This is a genomic window from Burkholderia sp. E168m15 (assembly GCF_016586105.1).
In the GTDB taxonomy this organism is placed as follows: Bacteria; Pseudomonadota; Gammaproteobacteria; order Burkholderiales; family Burkholderiaceae; genus Burkholderia; species Burkholderia orbicola.
Genome location: NZ_BCPO01000060.1, coordinates 29214 through 47681, shown reverse-complemented (window position 1 = coordinate 47681; position 18468 = coordinate 29214). Strand labels below are relative to the sequence as shown.

The following is an 18468-nucleotide window of genomic DNA, read 5'->3' as shown; positions in this document are numbered from 1 at the left end:
CCACGCGAGCACGTACGAAGACCATCAACTGCGCGCGCCGCAGGCCGTGTGGGATCTCGGCGTGCCGGTGCTCGGCATCTGCTACGGCATGCAGACGATGGCCGTGCAGCTCGGCGGCAAGGTCGAGTGGAGCGACCATCGCGAATTCGGCTACGCGGAAATGCGTGCGCACGGCCATACGCGCCTGCTCGACGGCATCGAGGATTTCACGACGGCCGAAGGCCACGGGATGCTGAAGGTCTGGATGAGCCACGGCGACAAGGTGGCCGAGCTGCCGCCGGGCTTCGCGCTGATGGCGTCGACGCCGAGCTGCCCGATCGCCGGCATGGCCGACGAGGCGCGCGGCTACTACGCGGTGCAGTTCCACCCGGAAGTCACGCACACGGTGAAGGGCCGCCAGATCATCGAGCGCTTCGTGCTGCAGATCGCCGGCGCGAAGCCCGACTGGATCATGAAGAACCACATCGAGGAAGCCGTCGCGAAGATCCGCGAGCAGGTCGGTGACGAGGAAGTGATTCTCGGCCTGTCGGGCGGCGTCGATTCGAGCGTCGCGGCCGCGCTGATCCATCGCGCGATCGGCGATCAACTGACCTGCGTGTTCGTCGACCACGGCCTGCTGCGCCTGAACGAAGGCAAGATGGTGCTCGACATGTTCGAGGGCCGCCTGCATGCGAAGGTCGTGCACGTCGACGCATCCGACCAGTTCCTCGGCCATCTGGCCGGCGTGACCGATCCGGAAGCGAAGCGCAAGATCATCGGCCGCGAGTTCGTCGAGGTGTTCCAGGCCGAGGCGAAGAAGCTGTCGAAGGCGAAGTGGCTCGCGCAGGGCACGATCTACCCGGACGTGGTCGAATCGGGCGGCACGAAGACGAAGAAGGCGACGACGATCAAGAGCCACCACAACGTCGGCGGCCTGCCGGAAACGCTCGGCCTGAAGCTGCTCGAGCCGCTGCGCGACCTGTTCAAGGACGAAGTGCGCGAGCTGGGTGTCGCGCTCGGCCTGCCGCCGGAGATGGTGTACCGCCATCCGTTCCCGGGCCCGGGCCTCGGCGTGCGAATTCTCGGCGAAGTGAAGCGCGAATACGCGGAGCTGCTGCGCCGCGCGGACGCGATCTTCATCGAGGAACTGCGCAACACGACCGCGACCGCGCAGGACGCGGCTGCCGGCCTGTGCGGCGAGGCCGACGTCGGCAAGAGCTGGTACGACCTGACGAGCCAGGCGTTCGCGGTGTTCCTGCCGGTCAAGTCGGTCGGCGTGATGGGCGATGGGCGGACATACGACTACGTGACGTCGCTGCGCGCGGTGCAGACGACCGACTTCATGACTGCGCATTGGGCGCATCTGCCGTATGCGCTGCTCGGTCGCGCGTCGAATCGCATCATCAACGAAGTGCGCGGGATCAATCGGGTCGTGTACGACATCTCGGGGAAGCCGCCGGCGACGATCGAGTGGGAGTGAATTGACGTCCTTCGGGGACTAGCGCCAGCCATCGAAAAACTGCGGTAACGAAGCAATGTGTTGCGGCGGCTATCGATGGCGGCCGGCGTCCGGCGGAACAGGCTGGCGTCGGACGAGACAAGTGGCGGGTGAGCGCCGGGCCAGCGACCGGGCGCTCACCGAGCGTCGCGATAGTGATCCCTGATGAATACCGGAAGATCATTTGACGGCGGCACAAAAGGCACCTGATACATCATGTCGCCGACAAAGCCGCGGTGATAGGTCGCGTGATTGACGACATGCAGCACGATCTGCTCGCGGGTCATGACGCCTTCTCCCCCACCCACAAACTCGAAACGAATGGCTGTCGCGAGATCCTCGTCCGACCAGTTGTCGACAAGCTCGACGTACCAGCGGTCCATTTCCTGAACCGCGTTCCAGAGATCGGAAACTGCAGGCGTGTGGTCGGTGTTGCGCGAGGTGTAGGTGTGCTTCTTTCCTTGCAGATGATGTCTGAAAATGTCGTCGACTACATAGACATGATTCAAGGTATGCACCATGTTTCCGAACCGCGTTGGTCTCTGCCGAAGGGCTTCGCCAGCCGGTAGGTCCATCACGCTCTTGAACGTCAGTCCGTTCGCCCAGGACTTGTAGCGCACCAGCATGCTCAAGGTGTCTGCTGCCGAGGCGGGCAGTGTGATGCGATCGGTAGTTCCGGATGGCGCAATCGGGTTCTGCGGGAGGGCAGACATGCTGAAACTCCTTGCGTGGTTTCGAACGTCGGAACAATGCTCGGGTTGATCCGGTGTCGTCGTGCCACACCGGTAGTAGTCCTGCGCGCAAGCTGCTCGGCGTATGGCGCGACCCGGACGGGCGTCACGTGCGCCAGCCCGCCCGAACATCAGGTTGCCGCTTTCTCGTTTGCCTGTTCACAGGCCTTGGAGCCGGCCCTCGACATGCGTGCGCGTCCTGCCGCCGACCCAGATCTGGCCAGCCGCGTCGCGGGTCAAATGAATGCGGCCATGGCGGCCGACGCGTGTCCCCTGGGCGGCGACATAGTCGTCCTCGACTACACCCGTCGCGAACAACCACTGCGCCATTGAAGCATTGAGGCTGCCGGTGACCGGGTCTTCGACGATAGCGCCCAGATGGTCGCTGAAGAACGTGCGAACCTCGAAGGCGGCATCGCCGCCCGTTGCATGAGGGCCAATCACACCGACATCGATCCGGCCGGGCCAACTGCGGAGCGGATCGAGCGCAAGCACCGTCTGCGCCGATACCAGCCTGATGCCCAGCCATCCGGGGCCATTGTCGATCCAGGCGGCATCCAGGATATCGCCGGATTCGATCCCCAGCAGTCGCCGAGCCCGGTCCAATTCATCGTGGGTCGGCGCGCCGGAGCGGATCAGCGGCGGGGCGGCGAACGAAAGCCGCTCGTGATCGCGTCGGATCGGAACCAGCCCGACTCCGCATTCCTGGACGATTTCCGCTGCGCGCTTCGGCACGCGGCCAGTCGAGAGCCACGCATGGCAACTGCCGAGCGTCGGGTGCCCGGCAAAAGGCATCTCCCTGTCCAGCGTGAAGATCCTGACCCGGTAGTCCGCCTCGGGATGCGTGGGCGGCAACAGAAACGCGGTCTCGGACAGGTTGAACCACCGCGTCAGCCGCTGCATGTCATCCGTTGCCAGGGCGTCGGCACCGATGACGACCGCCAGCGGATTGCCCGAAAGCGGTTCGGCGCCGAAGACGTCGACCATATGGATCGCAAAGCTCATGACATCGCTCTTTCAATTCAGATCAGTTCGTGACGGCGCCGGCGAGCCGGGATATCAACGTTGCCAGGCAAGCAGGTTGACTCCCGCAACGGCGAACACCGCGGATAGCGTGCCTTCAATCCAGCGCCGGAGGCGGGCATACACGGCGATCATCCGAGCGGTCGAGAAGAGGACCGCATAACCGCCAAACACGATGACGCCGAGGAGCGCGCAACCGCCGATGATCGCCGGCAAGGTGCCGCCGGACGCGTGTTCCTGAAGCCCGAGGGACATGATGGCCATCCAGGCCAGAACCGCCTTCGGGTTTCCGATATGCATGAGAATGCCCTGACGGTAGAGTCGCCGATAGGGCGGTGTCGGGCGTCCGGGTTCCATCTTCGCGAAGCCGGGGCCCGGTTTCAGCGCCGACCTGCCCGTGCGGAACGCCAGGTAGAGCAGATAGACACCGCCAACCATCTTGATCACGACGAGTGCCTCGGCATAGGCCGCCAGCACGGCGGAAACGCCGGTCGCCGCCAGGATCGCCCAGAAGAGCGAGCCCGTGATGACGCCGGCGGCCAGCACGAGGGCCGGCAGACGGCCGTCACGCATCGCTGTTGCCATGATCGCCATGTTGCTCGGCCCGGGGCTGGCTGTGGCGACGAGATAGGTGCCGTAGACGAGTGCGATCTGACTGGCGATCATTCGAGGTTCTCCAGAGAGGCGAGTGTCTCCAGCGTCACGGCTGGAGATCCCCGCGATGAACGATATGGACCTTGTTCCCGTCAGGGTCGCGCAGATACGCGCCGTAGTAGCCGTCACCGTAGCGGGGGCGTAACCCGGGCGCACCGTTGTCCGTCCCGCCGTGCTCGAGACCCTTCGCGTAGGCCGTGTTCACGGCTTCCTGCGACGGGGCGAGAAAGGCGACCATGCTGCCGTTGCCGATGGTCGCCGGCTTGCCATCGTAAGGAAGGTAGACATAGAAGCGCGGCAGCGGCGTTTGACCGGTTACCCAGCACAGGGCCGGCGGCCCGCCATCGGACGTGACGACGCGACGCTTCAGTCCGAGCGGAGCGAGCACCGCGTCATAGAAACGGCCTGCCCGCCCAAGATCACGCGCGCCAACGGTTACATGGCTGAACATTCGACTCTCCACGCGCCCGTCATGGCGATCAGGCGCCTCCAGAAATGCATGACTTCATCCGATCACATCGCGCATGTTACGCTTGTTGTTTTCATAAATAGTGTCACGTGACACTAATATCTGGGCGGCAAACATGCTCCTGCGATCCCCCTGGTCACCACGGCTTGCCGACATCGATGCGAATACCGCCGAGCGGTTGGTGCTCGCCCTGGCCGACGACATCGTCGAAGGGCGGCTGACGGGAGGCGACCGACTGCCCGCTCATCGCGATCTCGCGTTGAAACTGGGGATCGGGCTTGGCACGGTGACGAAGGCTTATGCCGCGCTTGAACGGCGAGGCCTGACGCGCAGCATCAAGGGGCGCGGAACCTTTGTGGCGATCCGCCAGGCGCACCATGATCGCCAGATCGACCTTTCGTCCAATGTGCCGCCAGCCATGCTCGACGCGCGCTTGCTGGCGCGAACACTGACGGGGATCGCACGCAAGATCGATGCGGACCATCTCAATCTCTATGCACCGGCCGCCGGGCATATGGAGCACCGACGTGTGCTGGCCCGCTGGCTCGAAACGCTGGGCCTGATGGTGGAACCGTCGCATCTGGTGCTCACGAGCGGCGCCCGCCAGGCGCTGTCATTGGCCTTCGATCTTGCGTGCGGCTCGCAAGGGCTGCTTCTGACCGAGCGGATCACCTATCCGGGCGCGATCGCGCTGGCTCGGCGCAACGGATATCGGATGCGCGGCATGGAGACCGACGCGCAAGGGATGGCGCCGGAGGCACTGGCGGACGCACTCGACGGCGCCGCATCGACCGGCAACCAGGCGGTCTATCTCACACCGACGCTACACAATCCGACCACCGCGACAATGAGCACGGAACGCAGGCAGGCCATCGTGGATATTTGCCGCCGGGCGGGCGCGTGGATCATCGAGGACGGCGTCTATGCGCCGGCCGAATCGGCTTCGCCGCCGCTTGCGGCGTTGGCGCCCGAGATCACCTTTCATGTGAACGGGCTGTCCAAATCGCTTGGCCCCGGTTTGCAGATCGGCGTGCTCGCACTGCCGGTCGGATTCGACGATGCCGCGGAAGACGCGCTGCGGGACCTGCCGATGGCGCCGTCGCCGCTCTCTTGCGCAGTGATCGAGGAATGGCTGGCCGCCGACGTCATCTCATCGATCCAGCGGGACCTGCACCATGAGGCGCGGCGTCGATCCAGTCTGGCCATCGCGCTGCTCGGCGCGGGCGAACTGGTCTCGCATCCCGGCGCCTACAACGCGTGGCTGCCGATGGAGCGTGACGCCGCCATTCGTTTCGCCTCCGCTGCCGCGGCGATGCGTATCAAGTTGACTCCTCCGGAATCCATGATGGTGAACCCGGAAGATCGGGCGAGCGGGATTCGACTTTGCCTCGGCGGCCCGTCGTTCGACGATCTGACGGAAGCGCTGACACTGCTGGCCGGGCTGATGAAGCAGCGTGCCTGACGCTGCCGGGGTACAAGAAACGGCTTGGATGTTGCCAAGCCGTTTTGCGTTTACACAGTGCGTGAATTGCTCACGCGTGCGCGCGCACGAGCGAACGCAAGTACATCGGCACCTTCGCCTTGGTCGTCGCCTGAACACGCGACATCAGCGCGTGATCGATGCGATCCAGCCCGTAAGTCCGCGAAATATCCTGCTGCAACCGGCACCACAGATGGCCGGCCATCTCCGCATCGACCATCGCGCGGTGCGCACGACCCGTTTGCGGCAGCCGCAGCATCTCGGCGAGGCTCGACAGGCGGTGACTCCGCGCGTCCGGGTAGATTCGTCTCGCCACCAGCATCGTGCACGCAAACGCATGGTCGGCCGACATGCCGAGCATCCCGAGTTCCGACTGCCAGAAGCGTTTGTCGAAACCGGCGTTGTGGGCCACGACCGCATGCTTGCCGACGAACGCCGCCGCTTCCTTCATGACTTCGGACGCCGGCGGCGCCGTCGCGATCATGTCGTTCGTGATGCCGGTGAGCGCAACGACATCGGACGGGATGCGTCGGCCGGCATTCATCAAACTCTGGAAACGGTCGACGACCTGCCCGTTGCGCAGCAGGATGACGGCAATTTCGGTTGCACGGTCGCCCAGATTCGGCGACAGGCCGGTTGTTTCGAAGTCCAGTACCGCGACGGTTTGCATGGTTGAATTCGGGGGCGTCATCAGAGGGTGTCGAGTGTGGCCGAGAGGGTAGCATCTTCAGGCGTGTGAACGGCGGATTCGTCTAGCGGTGAGCAGCGAGCGGGCCGGCTACCGATTGACGATAATGAAATTTCGCTCCACGCCAGTCGGACATGCTGCCGTGACTCAACTGACGCTACCCGGATTCGATGCGCCGCCGCCGGCTCCCGTGCACCGCTTCTTTTTCGCCGTGATGCCAGACACGGCCACGGCCGCGCGCATTGCCGGTGTCGCCAAAAGCTTGCAGCAGGAGAAGGACAGCCCGGTGGACACCGAGCGTCTGCACATCACGCTGGGCTCGCTAGGCGACTTCGCTTACGTGCCGGGCGCTACGCTTGCACGAGCCCGCGCGGTCGCGGATCGCATGGAAGTGCCGTCTTTCTCGGTGAGGTTCGACAAGATCATCAGCTTCAACAGGCGGTCCGGTCGTCAGCCGCTGGTGCTGACGGGGAAGGCCGGTCTGGAAGACTTGATCGATTTTCGGCGGCAGTTGCGAGACGCGTTGAAAAGGGTAGGCGTGCCTGTTTTCCCCTCGAGTTTCACCCCGCACGTGACGCTGCTGTATGGCGCACAGAGGCCCGATGAGTATCGGATCGAGCCGATTACCTGGACCGTGTTCGACTTCGTCCTGATCGATAGCTGGCTCGGCAAGTCGCACTACGACGTATTGGGGCGCTGGCCGCTGAGGACCGGCAGCGCCTCGGGGTGATCGCGATGCCGCAAGTGCGGTGCCGTTTCAGCGCATCCGGACCGGGCCGGTACAGCGTCCCGTTCTCGTCGGGACGCCGGCTCAGTCCCGATCGCCACCGCGATAACGAAGGTGAATCAGCGGATAAGGCCGACCTTGTCCATCCAGTGCCGATCTCCCGCAGCGCTCGAATCCGAGCCGTTCATAAAATCCCGCAGCCGCCTCGTTCTGTTCGTTGACGTCGGTCGACAAGTTGGAATGGCGCTTGAGCGCTTCTTCGACCAGCCGCCGCCCGACCCCCGCACCATGGTGGGCGGGATCGACGAACAGCGCTTCCATGTGGCCGCCGTCGAGCAGCATGAAACCGATCGGGCGATCGGTTTCGTCGACGGCTAGATCGAGCGGCGCGCCCGGCAGAAATGCGACGACTTCGGATTCGATCGCGCGACGGTCGTTGTCGCTCAGGAAGTGATGCGTGGCATCGACGGCGTTGCGCCAGATGTCCAGAACGTATGTGCCGTCGGCCTCGGTGGATTGTCGGATTCTGATCATGGTTTGACGGGTGGTGATCTGGCGCTCGGCGGGTAGCGGGCGTCGTGACGGAGCGAACGCGTCGCGGTGATGCGCAAGCGACAGCGGTGTGTCAGCCGGATGGCGGTCGCGCGTTGCCTGGCACCGCCGCCCGCTCGATCGCTCGCCGCGCGATGTCGCGCACGCCGGCGCTCATCGGCAAATCGTCGCGGTCGAGTTCGTCGATGCCGAACCAGCGCGCGTCGAGCGCATCGTCGCCGGCGGCCGGTGTGCCGCGCAGCCATCTGCACAGCACGGCGACCATGACGAAATGCTGGCGCACGACGCCGTGCGCATCGTAATCGAACGCGTCCAGCGCGGTAAAGGCGTCGAGCGCTTCCACGTCGACCGTCGCTTCTTCCGCGATTTCGCGCACGACCGCATCCGCGAGCGGCTCGCCCGGCTCGATCTTGCCGCCGGGGAAGCCCCAGCAGCCTGCATCGGGTGGATTCGCGCGGCGCACGAGCAGCACGTCGCGTTCGCGCAGCACGATGCCGATCACGGCGGGAATGGGGCGCAAGGGGGTAGCGTTGCCGGTTGCGGACGTGCCGGTTGCGGACATGGTCGCGCCTACCTGTCGGTTCGAACGAACGCGGGTACTACGTGCACGCGGCTCATCGCGCGTCTCCGGTACGCTGTTCGATCGCACGAATCACGGCGACCATGTCGGCCGCCCCATGTCCGGCTCGCTCGGTTTCACCGTACAGTGCATGGCAGATGTCGAGCAGCGGCGACGCGATGCCGATGCTGCGTGCCGATTCGGCGACGAGGCGCGCATTCTTCAGCACGTCGGTGATCGCGGCCTGCACCGAGAAATCTTCCGCGACGAGCTTGCCGAGCTTCACGCGCGACACGTCGCTGGCCATCGGGCCGGCATTCAGCACGTCGGCGAAGCGTGCAAGGTCGATACCGTGGCGTTGCGCGAAGTGCGTGGCTTCGGTGAGACCGGTGACCATCGTGATCAGGAACAGGTTGACGGCGAGCTTCATCGTCAGCGCCGACGGCACGTCGCCGCATACGAAGCTGTCGCGGCACAGCGGCTTCACCAGCGCGCGTACGGCGTCGACGTCCTCCGGCGCGCCGGCCAGCATCACGACGAGTTGACCGGCTTCGGCCGGCTTGCGCGAGCCCGACACGGGCGCCTCGACGTAGCGGCCCGATGCGGCGGCGATTTCGTCGGCGAGTGCGCGAGAGTATTCGGGCGCATTCGTGCCCATGTTGACGATCGTGTGTCCGCCGACCCGGGCGGCAAAACCGGGTGAGCCGCGCGCAAGGGCGGCGTCGATTGCCGCGTCGTTCGCGAGCATCAGGATCACGGTGCGGCAGGACGCGAAGACGTCGTCGACGTTTTCGGCCACGCGTGCGCCGGCGTCGCGCAGCGCATCGTCGCTGCCGTGCGAACGGCTCCACGCGACGAGCGGCGTGCCGGCCCGCGCGAGATTGAGCGCCATCGGCGTGCCCATCACGCCAAGGCCGATGAATCCGACTGCGGTTTGCATGGTGCGGCTCCCACGGTAGGTGGCGACGATCGTGGGCGTCAGTATCGCAGCGTTTACGCGCCTCTGCCATGTGACCCGCGCGAGCGCGGAAGCCGCGCCATCGCCGCTATGCGATCCCCGCCAGGTACGGCCACGGATAAATGCCGCGTGCATGGCCGTCGCCGAACAGAAGGCGCACGCCGTAGCCGAGCGCCTCGACGCCGTCGAGCGTCAGGCCGGCGCGGGCGTCGATACGGCCGCCATCGAAGCGGATTCTCCGGCATTCCGCACACGGACAATCGCTGCGCAACTGCGCATAGCCGATACGTTGCGTCGCGCCGTCGGGCCAGCGTAGCGTCAGTGCGCGTGCCGGGTGATCGAGTGCGATTTCGGTCGGCGCGATCATCGCGACGCCTCGTCGATCTGTCCGATCGCGATCCGCACGGCCTTGCGGACTTCGGGGTCGCGATCGTCGAGTGCGTCGTGTAGCGCCCGCAGCGTCGCCCGGTCGCGCAATTCGCCGAGCGCGAGCGCGGCTTCCTTGCGCAGGTTGCTGATCGTATGCGAGAGCAGCGCGACGACGGCCGACGCCGCGGCCGCATCGCGCAATTGGCCCAGCGCGCGGACGGCACGCACGCGCACTTGCCAGTAGTCGTCGTCGAGCGCGGCGACGAGCGGGTCGCGCGCAGCGGCGATGCGCAGCTTGCCGAGCGTGGCAGCCGCTTCTTCGCGCACCTGCCATTCGGCGTCACGCAGCGCCGCGAGCAACGCGGTGACGACGGCGGTATCGCCCGCCGCCGCAAACCCGATTGCGCCGACCGCGGCGCGCCGCACGTCCGCGTCGGCGTCCGCGGTCGCGACGCGGGCGAGCGGCGGCAGCGCGCGGCCGTCCTTGAGCCAGCCGAGCACGACGACCGCCTCGGCTCGGACGGCAGCGGCGCTCGCGTCGAGCGCGCGCAGCGCGGGCGCGAACGCGTCGGGGTCGCGCAACTCGCGCAAGCCGCGCAGCACGGCGCCGCGCACGAACGGCTCGGACCGGTCGGCCCAGCGGCACAGCACGGCGCCCGATGCCGCGTCCTTCAGTTCGGACAGGCTTTGCGCGGCGGTGGCGCGCACGCCGTTGTCCGGATCGAGCAGCGCGTGGCACAGCGCGTCGACGACCTCGGGCTGCTCCCATGCGTCGAGCACGCGCGCGGCCTCGCTGCGCACGTCGGCCGACGGGTCGTCGCGCAGCGCCGCGATGAACGACGGCACGAGTTCGGGCGCTTCGAGATCGGCGAGTTCGAGCAGCGCGATGCGGCGCACCGATGCGTCGGCTGCGGCGAGGCGCGCGACGAGCGCGGCATGATCGGCGGCCGGCACGCCGGGCAGCGGGAAAGCGGAGGAAGAAGCGGTCATGGGAAAGAGTCGGTGCGGTGAATGGGCGGGCACGTGCGCTCAGGCGGCATCGCGCAACAGCGCGAGGCAGCGGCGCTTGATGTCGACGAACGCGGGCTCGGTCGTGCTGTCGTCGGTGCGCGGCCGCGCGAGCGGCACGCGGATATCGGCGACGATGCGCGCGGGCCGCGGCGACAGCATCAGGATGCGGTCGCCGAGAAACAGCGCTTCCTCGATGTCGTGCGTGACGAACAGCACGGTCGTGCCGATGCGCGACCAGATGTCGAGCAGCAGCGTCTGCATCATCCGGCGCGTCTGCGCGTCGAGCGCGCCGAACGGCTCGTCCATCAGCAGCACACGCGGCCGGTTGATTAGCACGCGGGCGATCTCGACACGCTGCTGCATGCCGCCGGAAAGCTGCGCGGGATAGTGCGCGCCGAAGCCGCCGAGCCCGACGAGCTCGAGCAGTTCGGCCGCTTCGCGGCGGCGCTCCCGCGCGGGCACGCCTTTCATCTTCAGGCCGAACGCGACGTTGTCGATCACGCGCTTCCACGGAAACAGCGTGTGCTGCTGGAACACGAGCCCGCGATCGGGATGCGGGCGGTCGACGCGTTCGCCGTCGACGACGATTTCGCCGTGCGTGGCCGCGACGTGGCCGGCGAGCGCGCCGAGCAGCGTCGATTTCCCGCAGCCGGACGGCCCGAGCACGCAGACGAATTCGCCGGGTGCGATGTCGACGTCGAGCGTATCGAGCGCCGCGAAGCGCGCATGCGGCGGGCCGAGTTCGATCGTCAGCGCGCGCACGCCGATGCGGCCGGGCGCGGGCGACGCAATGTCCGGCGTACTCACGATCGGCCTCCACGCGGTGCGTACCACGGCGTGAGCGCCGCGCCGATACGCTTGACGAGCAGGCTGCTGCCCATCCCGAGCAGGCCGATCAGCGCCATGCCGACCACGATGTCCGGGTAGTTCTGCAACGTATAGGATTCCCACGTGAAATAGCCGATCCCGTACTGGCCCGCGATCATCTCGGCCGTGACGAGGCAGAACCACGCGGTACCCATTCCGATCGACAGGCCCGTGAAGATCGACGGCGCGGCGCCGGGCAGGATCACTTCCGCATAGAGCGCGAGGCCGCGCGTGCCGAGGCTGCGCGCGGTCGCGACGAGCCGCGGGTCGACGGCTTCGGCGCCATGCACGGTATTGAGCAGGATCGGAAACAGCGCGCCGACGAACGTGATGAACATCATGCTCAGCTCGGACGACGGGAACATCAGGATCGCGAGCGGAATCCACGCGACGGCCGGAATCGGCCGCAGCATCTCGAGCGGCGGCAGCAGCGTGTCCTCGAGCGCGCGATAGCGGCCGATCGCGAGCCCGAGGCCGATGCCGGTGACCGCCGCCGCGACGAAGCCGGCCAGCACGCGCGTGATGCTCGCGAACAGGTGCATCGGCAGCTTCGGCGATTGCAGGAACGCTGCCAGCGCGGGGCCGACGTCGCTCGGCGCGGGCACGTTCGCGAACGTGACGATGCCGAGCGACAGCCGCCAGTGGACGGCCGCCTGCCACAGCGCGATGCAGGCGGCGAGCGATGCGATGCGCCATGCGCGGCGGCGCATCGGGGTCGAGCGGCGGCGCGCGGCGGAATGCGGTGAGCGGGTGTCACCGCTGCGCGGTGCGTCGGCGAGACGGCGTTTGACGAGGTCGAGGGTGGCAGCCATGCGGAAGTCCGGGGTCGACGAATGGAAGGGGAAAGGCGCGCGACGTTCAGCGGGCGGCGAGCGCCTGCGCGGTGACGGTCTTCGCGGCCGCGTAGTCGACCACAGCGCCCGATACCTGCTGCGCGTACGCGTCGGCGCCCGACTTCAGCAGGAACGCGGTGAGCACGCCGTGCGCGTCCTTCACGTACCACGCCTGGTCGGCGAACAGCTTCAGGCCGCTCGCATGGTCGTGCACGAACACCGCCCGCACCTTCGCGGAAGGGCCGAGCTTGCCGAGCGCCACGAACGCGGCGGTGGGGCTCGCGTAGTTGCGTACCGGTTCGTCGTTGGCGAGCCACACTTGCGCGACGTCGTTGAAATCGCGGATCGGCTTGCCGGTCGTCGCATCGTTCGCGACGAGCGGCTGCTTGCCGTAGTGTTTCAACGCCGCGTCGTAATCGAGCCCGGACGCCTTGAACGCCGCGCGGATATAGCGGTCGTCGACGAACGTCGCGGGGTCGGGCGCGGAGTCGGTCTTCTTCAGCAGCTTCAGCGTATCGATCGCCGTCGCGACCGCTTGCCGGTATTCGGGCTTCCACGTCAGGTCGCGGGTCTGGATGCCGAGCGGCCCGTGATACAGGTAGTCGACCGGCGCCTCGATGCCGGTGACCTTCTCGATCAGCAGGCTGTACTTTTCCGGGTTCTGCGCGAGCAGGCGGTTCGCCTCGATCGCGGCACGCAGATAGGCCACGACGATTTCCGGATAGCGCTGCGCGTAGTCCGCATCGACGAGTGCGCCGTGGAAGGTCGGCGCGTGGGTCTGCGCGCCGTCGTAGATCTTGCGCGCGATGCCGCGGTACGGGAACAGGTCGGCGAACGGCACGAAATCCGCATGCGCGTCGATCTTGTTCGCCTTCAGCGCGCTGCCGGCCACTTCGGGCGCCTGCGTGACGATGTTCACGTCGGTGTCGGGGTTCCAGCCCTGGGCCTTGATCGCGCGCAGCAGCATGCCGTGCGCGGTCGATGCGAACGGCACCGAGATCGTCTTGCCCTTCAGGTCGGCCAGCCCGTGCACCGTCGAATTCGACGGGACGACGATCCCGTTGCCGCTGCCGTCGATGCTGCCGTCGAGCACGGTGATGAACACGCTCTTGCGGCCGGCCTTGCGGAACGCCGCGCCGTTCAAGGCACCGGGGAAATCGGGCCATCGCGCCGAAGTCGAGCTTGCCGGCGACCATCTCGTTGGTGAGCGGCGCGCCGGACGTGAAATCCTTCCACTGCACGTCGTATTTCACGTCCTGGTACTTGCCGGTGCGCGGCAGGTACTTGTCGAGCAGATGCAGTTCACGGATCAGCAGACCGCCGGTCGCGCAGTTGATCGTCGTGTCCTGTGTGCCGATCGCGACGCGGATTGTCTCCGCATGTGCAAAACCGGTGGCCGCGACCGCGATCGACGCGGCGAGCAGGCGAAACATCCGTAGCGTGGTTTTCATCAGTTGCTCCGAGAAACCCCGTCCTTCAGGACGGGGAGGAAAGGAGCGCCGCTGTTTGACAGCGGCATTCCACCGTTAAAATGGCCGGCACGATCCTTGGCGGGCGCCGCGCCGCGTCACCGCAGCAGGTAAGGAATGTCGACCTTGACCGCGCCGGTCGGGCAGTCGCGTTCGCACGGCATGCAGTACCAGCATTCGTCGAACTGCATGTAGGCCTTGCCCTTGGTGACGTCGATCGCGAGCAGGTCGAGCGGGCACACGTCGACACACACGGTACAGCCCTTGTCGGCGATGCACAGCGACTCGTCGATCGTCACGGGCGCGCTGCTGCGCTGGAAGATGTCGTGCGGGGTATGGGACATGGCAAGGTTCCTCAAAGGGCGGCCGCGAGCGCGGCCGGTTCGCGGATGCGCAACTGCGCGTAGGCGCCGCGTTCGTCGTCGGCGAGCGGCACGACGTACGGTTCGACCGGCCGCTTCTCGCTGCGCATCGCGCCCTCGGCATCCTTGCGCAACCACGTGTGGCAGAACCATTCGGCGTCGTTGCGGTGCGGAAAATCGACGCGATGGTGGTACAGGCCCCAGCGGCTTTCGGTGCGGAACAGCGACGCGCGCGCGGCCATTTCGGCGCAATCGCGGATCGCGCGCACTTCGGCCGCACGCATCAGTTCGTGCGGATTGTCGGCCTTGATTTCTTCGATATCCTCAATAATTCCGTCAAAACGTTGTAGCCCGATCTCCATCTTGCGCGTCACCTTCGGCGGTTGCAGGTAGTCGTTCACCATCCGGCGCAGCTTGTACTCGACCTGCGCCGGCGCCAGCCCGCGTTCGCGCAGCAGCGGTGCGAGCACGCGGGTGCGCTCGGCGTTGACCTGTTGGTCGTCCACCGGCGCGTGGTCGCGGCCGGCCACGTAGTCAGCTGCGTTTTGTCCGGCGAACCAGCCGTACGTGAATGCCCCGAGCATGTAGTTGTGCGGGACGGCCGCCATGTCGCCGGCCGCGTAAAGCCCCGGCACGGTCGTCTCGGCACGTGCGTTCACGTACACGCCCGACGCGCTGTGGCCGCTGCAGAAGCCGATCTCGGAGATGTGCATCTCGACCATCTGGCTGCGGTAGTCGGTGCCGCGCCCCGCATGGAAGCGGCCGCGGCTGGGCCGTTCGTTGGTATGCAGGATCTGCTCGATGGTCCTGATCGTCTCTTCCGCGAGATGGTCGAGCTTCAGGAACACGGGGCCGTTGCCGCTCTGCAGTTCCTGGTAGAACTCCCACATCATCTGGCCGCTCCAGTAGTCGCATTCGATGAAGCGTTCGCCCTTGCCGTTCGCGGTGAAGCCGCCGAGCGGGCCGGTCACGTACGCGCACGCCGGGCCGTTGTAATCTTTGATCAGCGGATTGATCTGGAAGCATTCGAGGTTCGCGAGCGCGGCGCCCGCGTGATAGGCCATCGCGTAGCCGTCGCCCGCGTTGGTCGGGTTCTCGTACGTGCCCATCAGGTAGCCCGATGCCGGCAGGCCGAGGCGGCCGGCCGCGCCGCAGCAGAGGATCACGGCCTTCGCGCGGATCACGTGGAAGTCGGCGGTGCGGCAGTCGAAACCGAGCACGCCGCTCGCGCGGCCTTGTGCGTCGGTCAGCACGCGCGTCGCGACGATCCGGTTCGTGATCGCGATGCGTGCGCGCTTCAGTTGCCGGTACAGCACCTTCTTGATGTCGTGTCCCTCCGGCATCGGCAGCACGTACGAGCCCATGTGATGGACCTTCTTCACCGCGTAGTCGCCGGTGCCGTCCTTCTCGAACTTCACGCCCCAGCGGTCGAGCTGCTCGATCGTCGTGAAGCTGTGCGTCGCATACGCGTACACGGCTTCCTGGTCGACGATCCCGTCGTTGGCGATCGTGATCTCGCGCGTGTATTGCTCGGGCGTCGCATGACCGGGGATCACCGCGTTGTTCAGGCCGTCCATCCCCATCGAGATCGCGCCGCTGCGTTTCACGTTGGCCTTCTCGAGCAGCAGCACGCGCAGCGACGGATCGCGCTCCTTCGCCTTGATGGCCGCCATCGGGCCGGCCGTGCCGCCGCCGACCACGACGACGTCGTATTCATGCACATGGGTATTCATCGCGGGCTCCTTGCAGGTTTGCGCGCCTTTTGCCGGTCGACGCGCAACCGGTACTGGAAGGCGTCGCCGCGGAAGTAGAGGTATTCGTAGTCGATCGGCGCGCCCGACGCGTCGTGCGTGAGGCGCTCGATGCGCAGCACGGGGCTGCTTTCCTCGACGTGCAGCGCGTCGACGATTTCGTCGTCCGCGAGGATCGCGTCGATCGACACGTCGGCATGGCCGAGCGGGATGCCGCAGTCGTTCTCGAGGATCAGGAAGATGTCGCGGGTCGCGAGATCGGCGCCCGCGAGGCGCTTGCCGAGCGCTTCGGGCACCCAAGTCTGTTCGAGCGACACGGGTTCGCGGTTCAGCAGCCGCACGCGATGGATCTCGACGAGCGGCGCGCCTTCCTGCACGTTCAGCTTCGTCGCGAGATGGCGATCGGCCTTCACGGTGCGCAGGCTGCGCAACTGGTTGACGATCTCGTAGCCCATCGACGACATCGCCTCGGCAAAACCCTGCAGCGACGTCACGTTCTGGAACGCCTTCGGCTTCGACACGAACGTGCCCTTGCCGTGCAGCTTGAACAGCAGGCCATCCTTCTGCAGGTCGCCGAGCGCCTGGCGCACCGTGATGCGGCTAACGTCGAACATCGCGCAGAGCTCGTGCTCGGACGGCATCCGGCTGTGCGGCGCGTAGGTGCCGTCGAGAATGCGCGCGCGCAGCGTGTCCTTGATCTGCACGTAGAGCGGGGCCGCGGACAGCGGCACGACGTTGGGTGGGGTCATCGGTCAACTTGTTATGACAAGATGGGGCGAGTGTAGCCAGCGTCATTGCGCGCCCCAACCAACTATTTGTGATTTCGAATTTCCCGTTGCGGAAAAGCGGGAGCGGGGTGAGCGGATGATCCGACCCTTGCAAGCCGCATGGAATCGCCGACAATAAAAATCTGCGGCCCATACGCCGCGCATGTCGATTTCCCGCTGCGTCGCCCGTCGTATCGATATCGACCGGGCAGTGCGCCGCGCCATGCGCTCGTCACCCGGTTTTCCGCGAATGGTGCAACCAACGAGGAGAGGCCACATGACATGCCACATGCCGGATTCCCGATACCGCTGGGTGATCGTCGCCGCGGGCGGCCTGATGGGCTGCGTCGCGATCGGCGCGATGTTCTCGTTGCCGGTGTTCCTGCGGTCCATCGCGCGCGATACGGGCTGGTCGATGACCGGCATTTCCGCGGCGATGACGCTCGGCTTCATCGCGATGGCGTTCGCCAGCATGGCGTGGGGCAGCCTGTCGGACCGCGTCGGCACGCGCCCGGTCGTCATCGCGGGCGCCGTGCTGTTGTCGGCGAGCCTGGCGCTGGCGAGCCGCGCGCCGTCGCTGCTCGTGTTCCAGTTGACCTTCGGCCTGGCCGTGGGCAGCGCGACGGCCGCGATATTCGCGCCGATGATGGCGTGCGTGACCGGCTGGTTCGACACGCACCGCAGCCTCGCGGTATCGCTCGTGTCGGCCGGCATGGGGATGGCGCCGATGACGATGGCGCCGCTGGCCGCCTGGCTCGTGTCGGTGCGCGACTGGCGCACGTCGATGCTGCTGATCGCCGCGCTGGCGGCCGTCGTGATGATCCCGGTGTCGCTGCTGGTGCGCCGGGCGCCCGCGCTCGATCCTGCATCCGCCCACGCGGCGCCTGCGCCTGCGCCTGCGTCGGCCGGCGCGCCCGCCGCGATGTCGGTCGCGGATGCGCTGCGTTCGCCGCAGTTCATGGTGTTGGTGCTGACCAATTTCTTCTGCTGCGCGACCCATTCGGGCCCGATCTTCCATACGGTCAGCTACGCGGTGACCTGCGGGATTCCGCTGATCGTCGCGGTATCGATCTACAGCGTCGAAGGGCTGGCGGGCATGGGCGGCCGGATCGCGTTCGGGGTCCTCGGCGATCGCCTCGGCGCGAAGCGCATGCTGGTGGCGGGGCTGCTCGCGCAGGCGCTCGGCGCGCTCGGCTACTACTTCGTGCGCACGCTCGACGGCTTCTACGCGGTCGCGACGCTGTTCGGCTTCATCTATGCGGGCGTGATGCCGCTGTATTCGGTGCTCGCGCGCGAGAATTTTCCACTGCGGATGATGGGCACCGTGATCGGCGGCTGCGCGATGGCCGGCAGCCTCGGGATGGCCGCGGGTCCGGTCGCCGGCGGGCTGATCGTCGATGCGTTCGGCAGCTACGGCTGGCTGTACCTCGGCTCGTTCGCGATCGGGCTCGGCGCGTTCCTGATCGCGACGATGTTCCGCCCGTTCGCGAAGGCGCAGCCGGAAACGGTGACGGCGTAAGCGGGCAACGGAAGCAGGGCGGCTGGCGTTTTTGCCGGGTCGGCAGGCGCCTGCTGGATCGTCGTGGATAAGAAAATGGCCCGGACCTCACCTCCGTCGGGAGGCGTCCGAACGGCGCTCAGCCTGCTGCGGCGCAGCAGAGCGGCAAGTGACGGCGATCGGCGCGCATGCGCTGCGATTCGGCCCCTAAAAATACAATATC

The 18468-nt window shown here is 66.6% G+C and carries 19 protein-coding genes and 1 pseudogene; 4 read left to right on the top strand and 16 right to left on the bottom strand.

Annotated features, from left to right (window positions below):
- The coding region (guaA, locus tag JMF86_RS09785) for a glutamine-hydrolyzing GMP synthase (RefSeq protein ID WP_201316974.1) at positions 1-1459 on the top strand (1459 nt) is incomplete at its 5' end.
- A gap of 155 nt (positions 1460-1614) precedes the next feature.
- On the opposite strand, the gene JMF86_RS09780 is transcribed toward guaA, so the two are convergent.
- The 4 genes from JMF86_RS09780 to JMF86_RS09765 form a co-directional block, all read right to left on the bottom strand.
- On the bottom strand, positions 1615-2190 hold the full coding sequence (locus tag JMF86_RS09780) for a DinB family protein (RefSeq protein ID WP_011549559.1): 576 nt from the start codon (positions 2188-2190) through the stop codon (positions 1615-1617).
- Between the two features lie 177 nt (positions 2191-2367).
- Positions 2368-3213: a PhzF family phenazine biosynthesis protein gene (locus JMF86_RS09775; protein ID WP_011549560.1), complete on the bottom strand. Its 846-nt coding sequence runs from the start codon at positions 3211-3213 to the stop codon at positions 2368-2370.
- A 54-nt stretch (positions 3214-3267) separates the two neighbouring features.
- Positions 3268-3897 (bottom strand): LysE family translocator, encoded by a 630-nt coding sequence (locus JMF86_RS09770; protein WP_011549561.1) that lies wholly within the window; start codon positions 3895-3897, stop codon positions 3268-3270.
- Positions 3898-3931: 34 nt separating this feature from the next.
- On the bottom strand, positions 3932-4336 hold the full coding sequence (locus tag JMF86_RS09765; protein WP_011549562.1) for a VOC family protein: 405 nt from the start codon (positions 4334-4336) through the stop codon (positions 3932-3934).
- A gap of 133 nt (positions 4337-4469) precedes the next feature.
- Here JMF86_RS09765 and JMF86_RS09760 point away from each other — a divergent pair, with 133 nt between their 5' ends.
- On the top strand, positions 4470-5816 hold the full coding sequence (locus JMF86_RS09760; RefSeq protein WP_201316973.1) for a PLP-dependent aminotransferase family protein: 1347 nt from the start codon (positions 4470-4472) through the stop codon (positions 5814-5816).
- Between the two features lie 70 nt (positions 5817-5886).
- Here JMF86_RS09760 and JMF86_RS09755 read toward each other — a convergent pair whose 3' ends face one another.
- A complete protein-coding gene (locus JMF86_RS09755) occupies positions 5887-6504 on the bottom strand; it encodes a PolC-type DNA polymerase III (RefSeq protein ID WP_041489536.1) in 618 nt (205 codons plus the stop codon).
- 124 nt (positions 6505-6628) lie between these two features.
- On the opposite strand from JMF86_RS09755, the gene JMF86_RS09750 reads away from it, so the two are divergent.
- On the top strand, positions 6629-7252 hold the full coding sequence (locus JMF86_RS09750; RefSeq protein ID WP_011694311.1) for a 2'-5' RNA ligase family protein: 624 nt from the start codon (positions 6629-6631) through the stop codon (positions 7250-7252).
- 81 nt (positions 7253-7333) lie between these two features.
- Here the strand turns inward: JMF86_RS09750 and JMF86_RS09745 are convergent, their stop codons facing one another.
- From JMF86_RS09745 to JMF86_RS09695, 11 genes and pseudogenes are all read right to left on the bottom strand, one after another.
- A complete protein-coding gene (locus tag JMF86_RS09745; protein WP_011549566.1) occupies positions 7334-7783 on the bottom strand; it encodes an acetyltransferase in 450 nt (149 codons plus the stop codon).
- A gap of 91 nt (positions 7784-7874) precedes the next feature.
- Positions 7875-8363: an NUDIX hydrolase gene (locus tag JMF86_RS09740; RefSeq protein ID WP_201316972.1), complete on the bottom strand. Its 489-nt coding sequence runs from the start codon at positions 8361-8363 to the stop codon at positions 7875-7877.
- 52 nt (positions 8364-8415) lie between these two features.
- Positions 8416-9453, bottom strand: a complete 1038-nt coding sequence (locus JMF86_RS09735) for an NAD(P)-dependent oxidoreductase (protein ID WP_333966844.1) — start codon at positions 9451-9453, stop codon at positions 8416-8418.
- Positions 9407-9685, bottom strand: coding sequence for a gamma-butyrobetaine hydroxylase-like domain-containing protein (locus JMF86_RS09730; RefSeq protein WP_011549569.1), 279 nt, complete (start codon positions 9683-9685; stop codon positions 9407-9409). Before JMF86_RS09730 ends, JMF86_RS09735 begins: the two co-directional genes overlap by 47 nt.
- Positions 9682-10677: a HEAT repeat domain-containing protein gene (locus JMF86_RS09725; RefSeq protein WP_054927921.1), complete on the bottom strand. Its 996-nt coding sequence runs from the start codon at positions 10675-10677 to the stop codon at positions 9682-9684. The genes JMF86_RS09730 and JMF86_RS09725 overlap by 4 nt, the downstream gene beginning before the upstream one ends.
- Positions 10678-10716: 39 nt before the next feature.
- Positions 10717-11505, bottom strand: a complete 789-nt coding sequence (locus JMF86_RS09720) for an ABC transporter ATP-binding protein (RefSeq protein WP_011549571.1) — start codon at positions 11503-11505, stop codon at positions 10717-10719.
- Positions 11502-12377, bottom strand: a complete 876-nt coding sequence (locus JMF86_RS09715; protein WP_011549572.1) for an ABC transporter permease — start codon at positions 12375-12377, stop codon at positions 11502-11504. The genes JMF86_RS09720 and JMF86_RS09715 overlap by 4 nt, the downstream gene beginning before the upstream one ends.
- A gap of 46 nt (positions 12378-12423) precedes the next feature.
- Positions 12424-13849: pseudogene (locus JMF86_RS09710) on the bottom strand (ABC transporter substrate-binding protein).
- 116 nt (positions 13850-13965) lie between these two features.
- The gene (locus JMF86_RS09705) at positions 13966-14211 is read right to left on the bottom strand and encodes a ferredoxin family protein (RefSeq protein WP_006478532.1); all 246 of its coding nucleotides are present in this window, start codon (positions 14209-14211) and stop codon (positions 13966-13968) included.
- An 11-nt stretch (positions 14212-14222) separates the two neighbouring features.
- Complete coding sequence (locus JMF86_RS09700; RefSeq protein WP_011694310.1) at positions 14223-15962, bottom strand: fumarate reductase/succinate dehydrogenase flavoprotein subunit; 1740 nt, start codon at positions 15960-15962, stop codon at positions 14223-14225.
- On the bottom strand, positions 15959-16729 hold the full coding sequence (locus JMF86_RS09695) for a GntR family transcriptional regulator (RefSeq protein WP_201316971.1): 771 nt from the start codon (positions 16727-16729) through the stop codon (positions 15959-15961). The genes JMF86_RS09700 and JMF86_RS09695 overlap by 4 nt, the downstream gene beginning before the upstream one ends.
- 307 nt (positions 16730-17036) lie before the next feature.
- Here JMF86_RS09695 and JMF86_RS09690 point away from each other — a divergent pair, with 307 nt between their 5' ends.
- Positions 17037-18266, top strand: a complete 1230-nt coding sequence (locus JMF86_RS09690; protein WP_201316970.1) for an MFS transporter — start codon at positions 17037-17039, stop codon at positions 18264-18266.
- Positions 18267-18468 lie beyond the last annotated feature (202 nt).

Excerpts from the sequence above, each read along its gene's own strand:
- JMF86_RS09730 (WP_011549569.1), bottom strand. The coding sequence starts at position 9,685 with ATGATCGCGCCGACCGAAATCGCACTCGATCACCCGGCACGCGCACTG.
- JMF86_RS09740 (WP_201316972.1), bottom strand. The coding sequence starts at position 8,363 with ATGTCCGCAACCGGCACGTCCGCAACCGGCAACGCTACCCCCTTGCGC.
- JMF86_RS09700 (WP_011694310.1), bottom strand. The coding sequence starts at position 15,962 with ATGAATACCCATGTGCATGAATACGACGTCGTCGTGGTCGGCGGCGGC.
- JMF86_RS09750 (WP_011694311.1), top strand. The coding sequence starts at position 6,629 with ATGAAATTTCGCTCCACGCCAGTCGGACATGCTGCCGTGACTCAACTG.
- JMF86_RS09715 (WP_011549572.1), bottom strand. The coding sequence starts at position 12,377 with ATGGCTGCCACCCTCGACCTCGTCAAACGCCGTCTCGCCGACGCACCG.
- JMF86_RS09705 (WP_006478532.1), bottom strand. The coding sequence starts at position 14,211 with ATGTCCCATACCCCGCACGACATCTTCCAGCGCAGCAGCGCGCCCGTG.
- JMF86_RS09735 (WP_333966844.1), bottom strand. The coding sequence starts at position 9,453 with ATGCACGCGGCATTTATCCGTGGCCGTACCTGGCGGGGATCGCATAGC.
- JMF86_RS09690 (WP_201316970.1), top strand. The coding sequence starts at position 17,037 with ATGCCGGATTCCCGATACCGCTGGGTGATCGTCGCCGCGGGCGGCCTG.
- JMF86_RS09775 (WP_011549560.1), bottom strand. The coding sequence starts at position 3,213 with ATGAGCTTTGCGATCCATATGGTCGACGTCTTCGGCGCCGAACCGCTT.
- JMF86_RS09770 (WP_011549561.1), bottom strand. The coding sequence starts at position 3,897 with ATGATCGCCAGTCAGATCGCACTCGTCTACGGCACCTATCTCGTCGCC.
- JMF86_RS09695 (WP_201316971.1), bottom strand. The coding sequence starts at position 16,729 with ATGACCCCACCCAACGTCGTGCCGCTGTCCGCGGCCCCGCTCTACGTG.
- JMF86_RS09765 (WP_011549562.1), bottom strand. The coding sequence starts at position 4,336 with ATGTTCAGCCATGTAACCGTTGGCGCGCGTGATCTTGGGCGGGCAGGC.
- JMF86_RS09780 (WP_011549559.1), bottom strand. The coding sequence starts at position 2,190 with ATGTCTGCCCTCCCGCAGAACCCGATTGCGCCATCCGGAACTACCGAT.
- JMF86_RS09725 (WP_054927921.1), bottom strand. The coding sequence starts at position 10,677 with ATGACCGCTTCTTCCTCCGCTTTCCCGCTGCCCGGCGTGCCGGCCGCC.
- JMF86_RS09755 (WP_041489536.1), bottom strand. The coding sequence starts at position 6,504 with ATGCAAACCGTCGCGGTACTGGACTTCGAAACAACCGGCCTGTCGCCG.
- JMF86_RS09745 (WP_011549566.1), bottom strand. The coding sequence starts at position 7,783 with ATGATCAGAATCCGACAATCCACCGAGGCCGACGGCACATACGTTCTG.
- JMF86_RS09760 (WP_201316973.1), top strand. The coding sequence starts at position 4,470 with ATGCTCCTGCGATCCCCCTGGTCACCACGGCTTGCCGACATCGATGCG.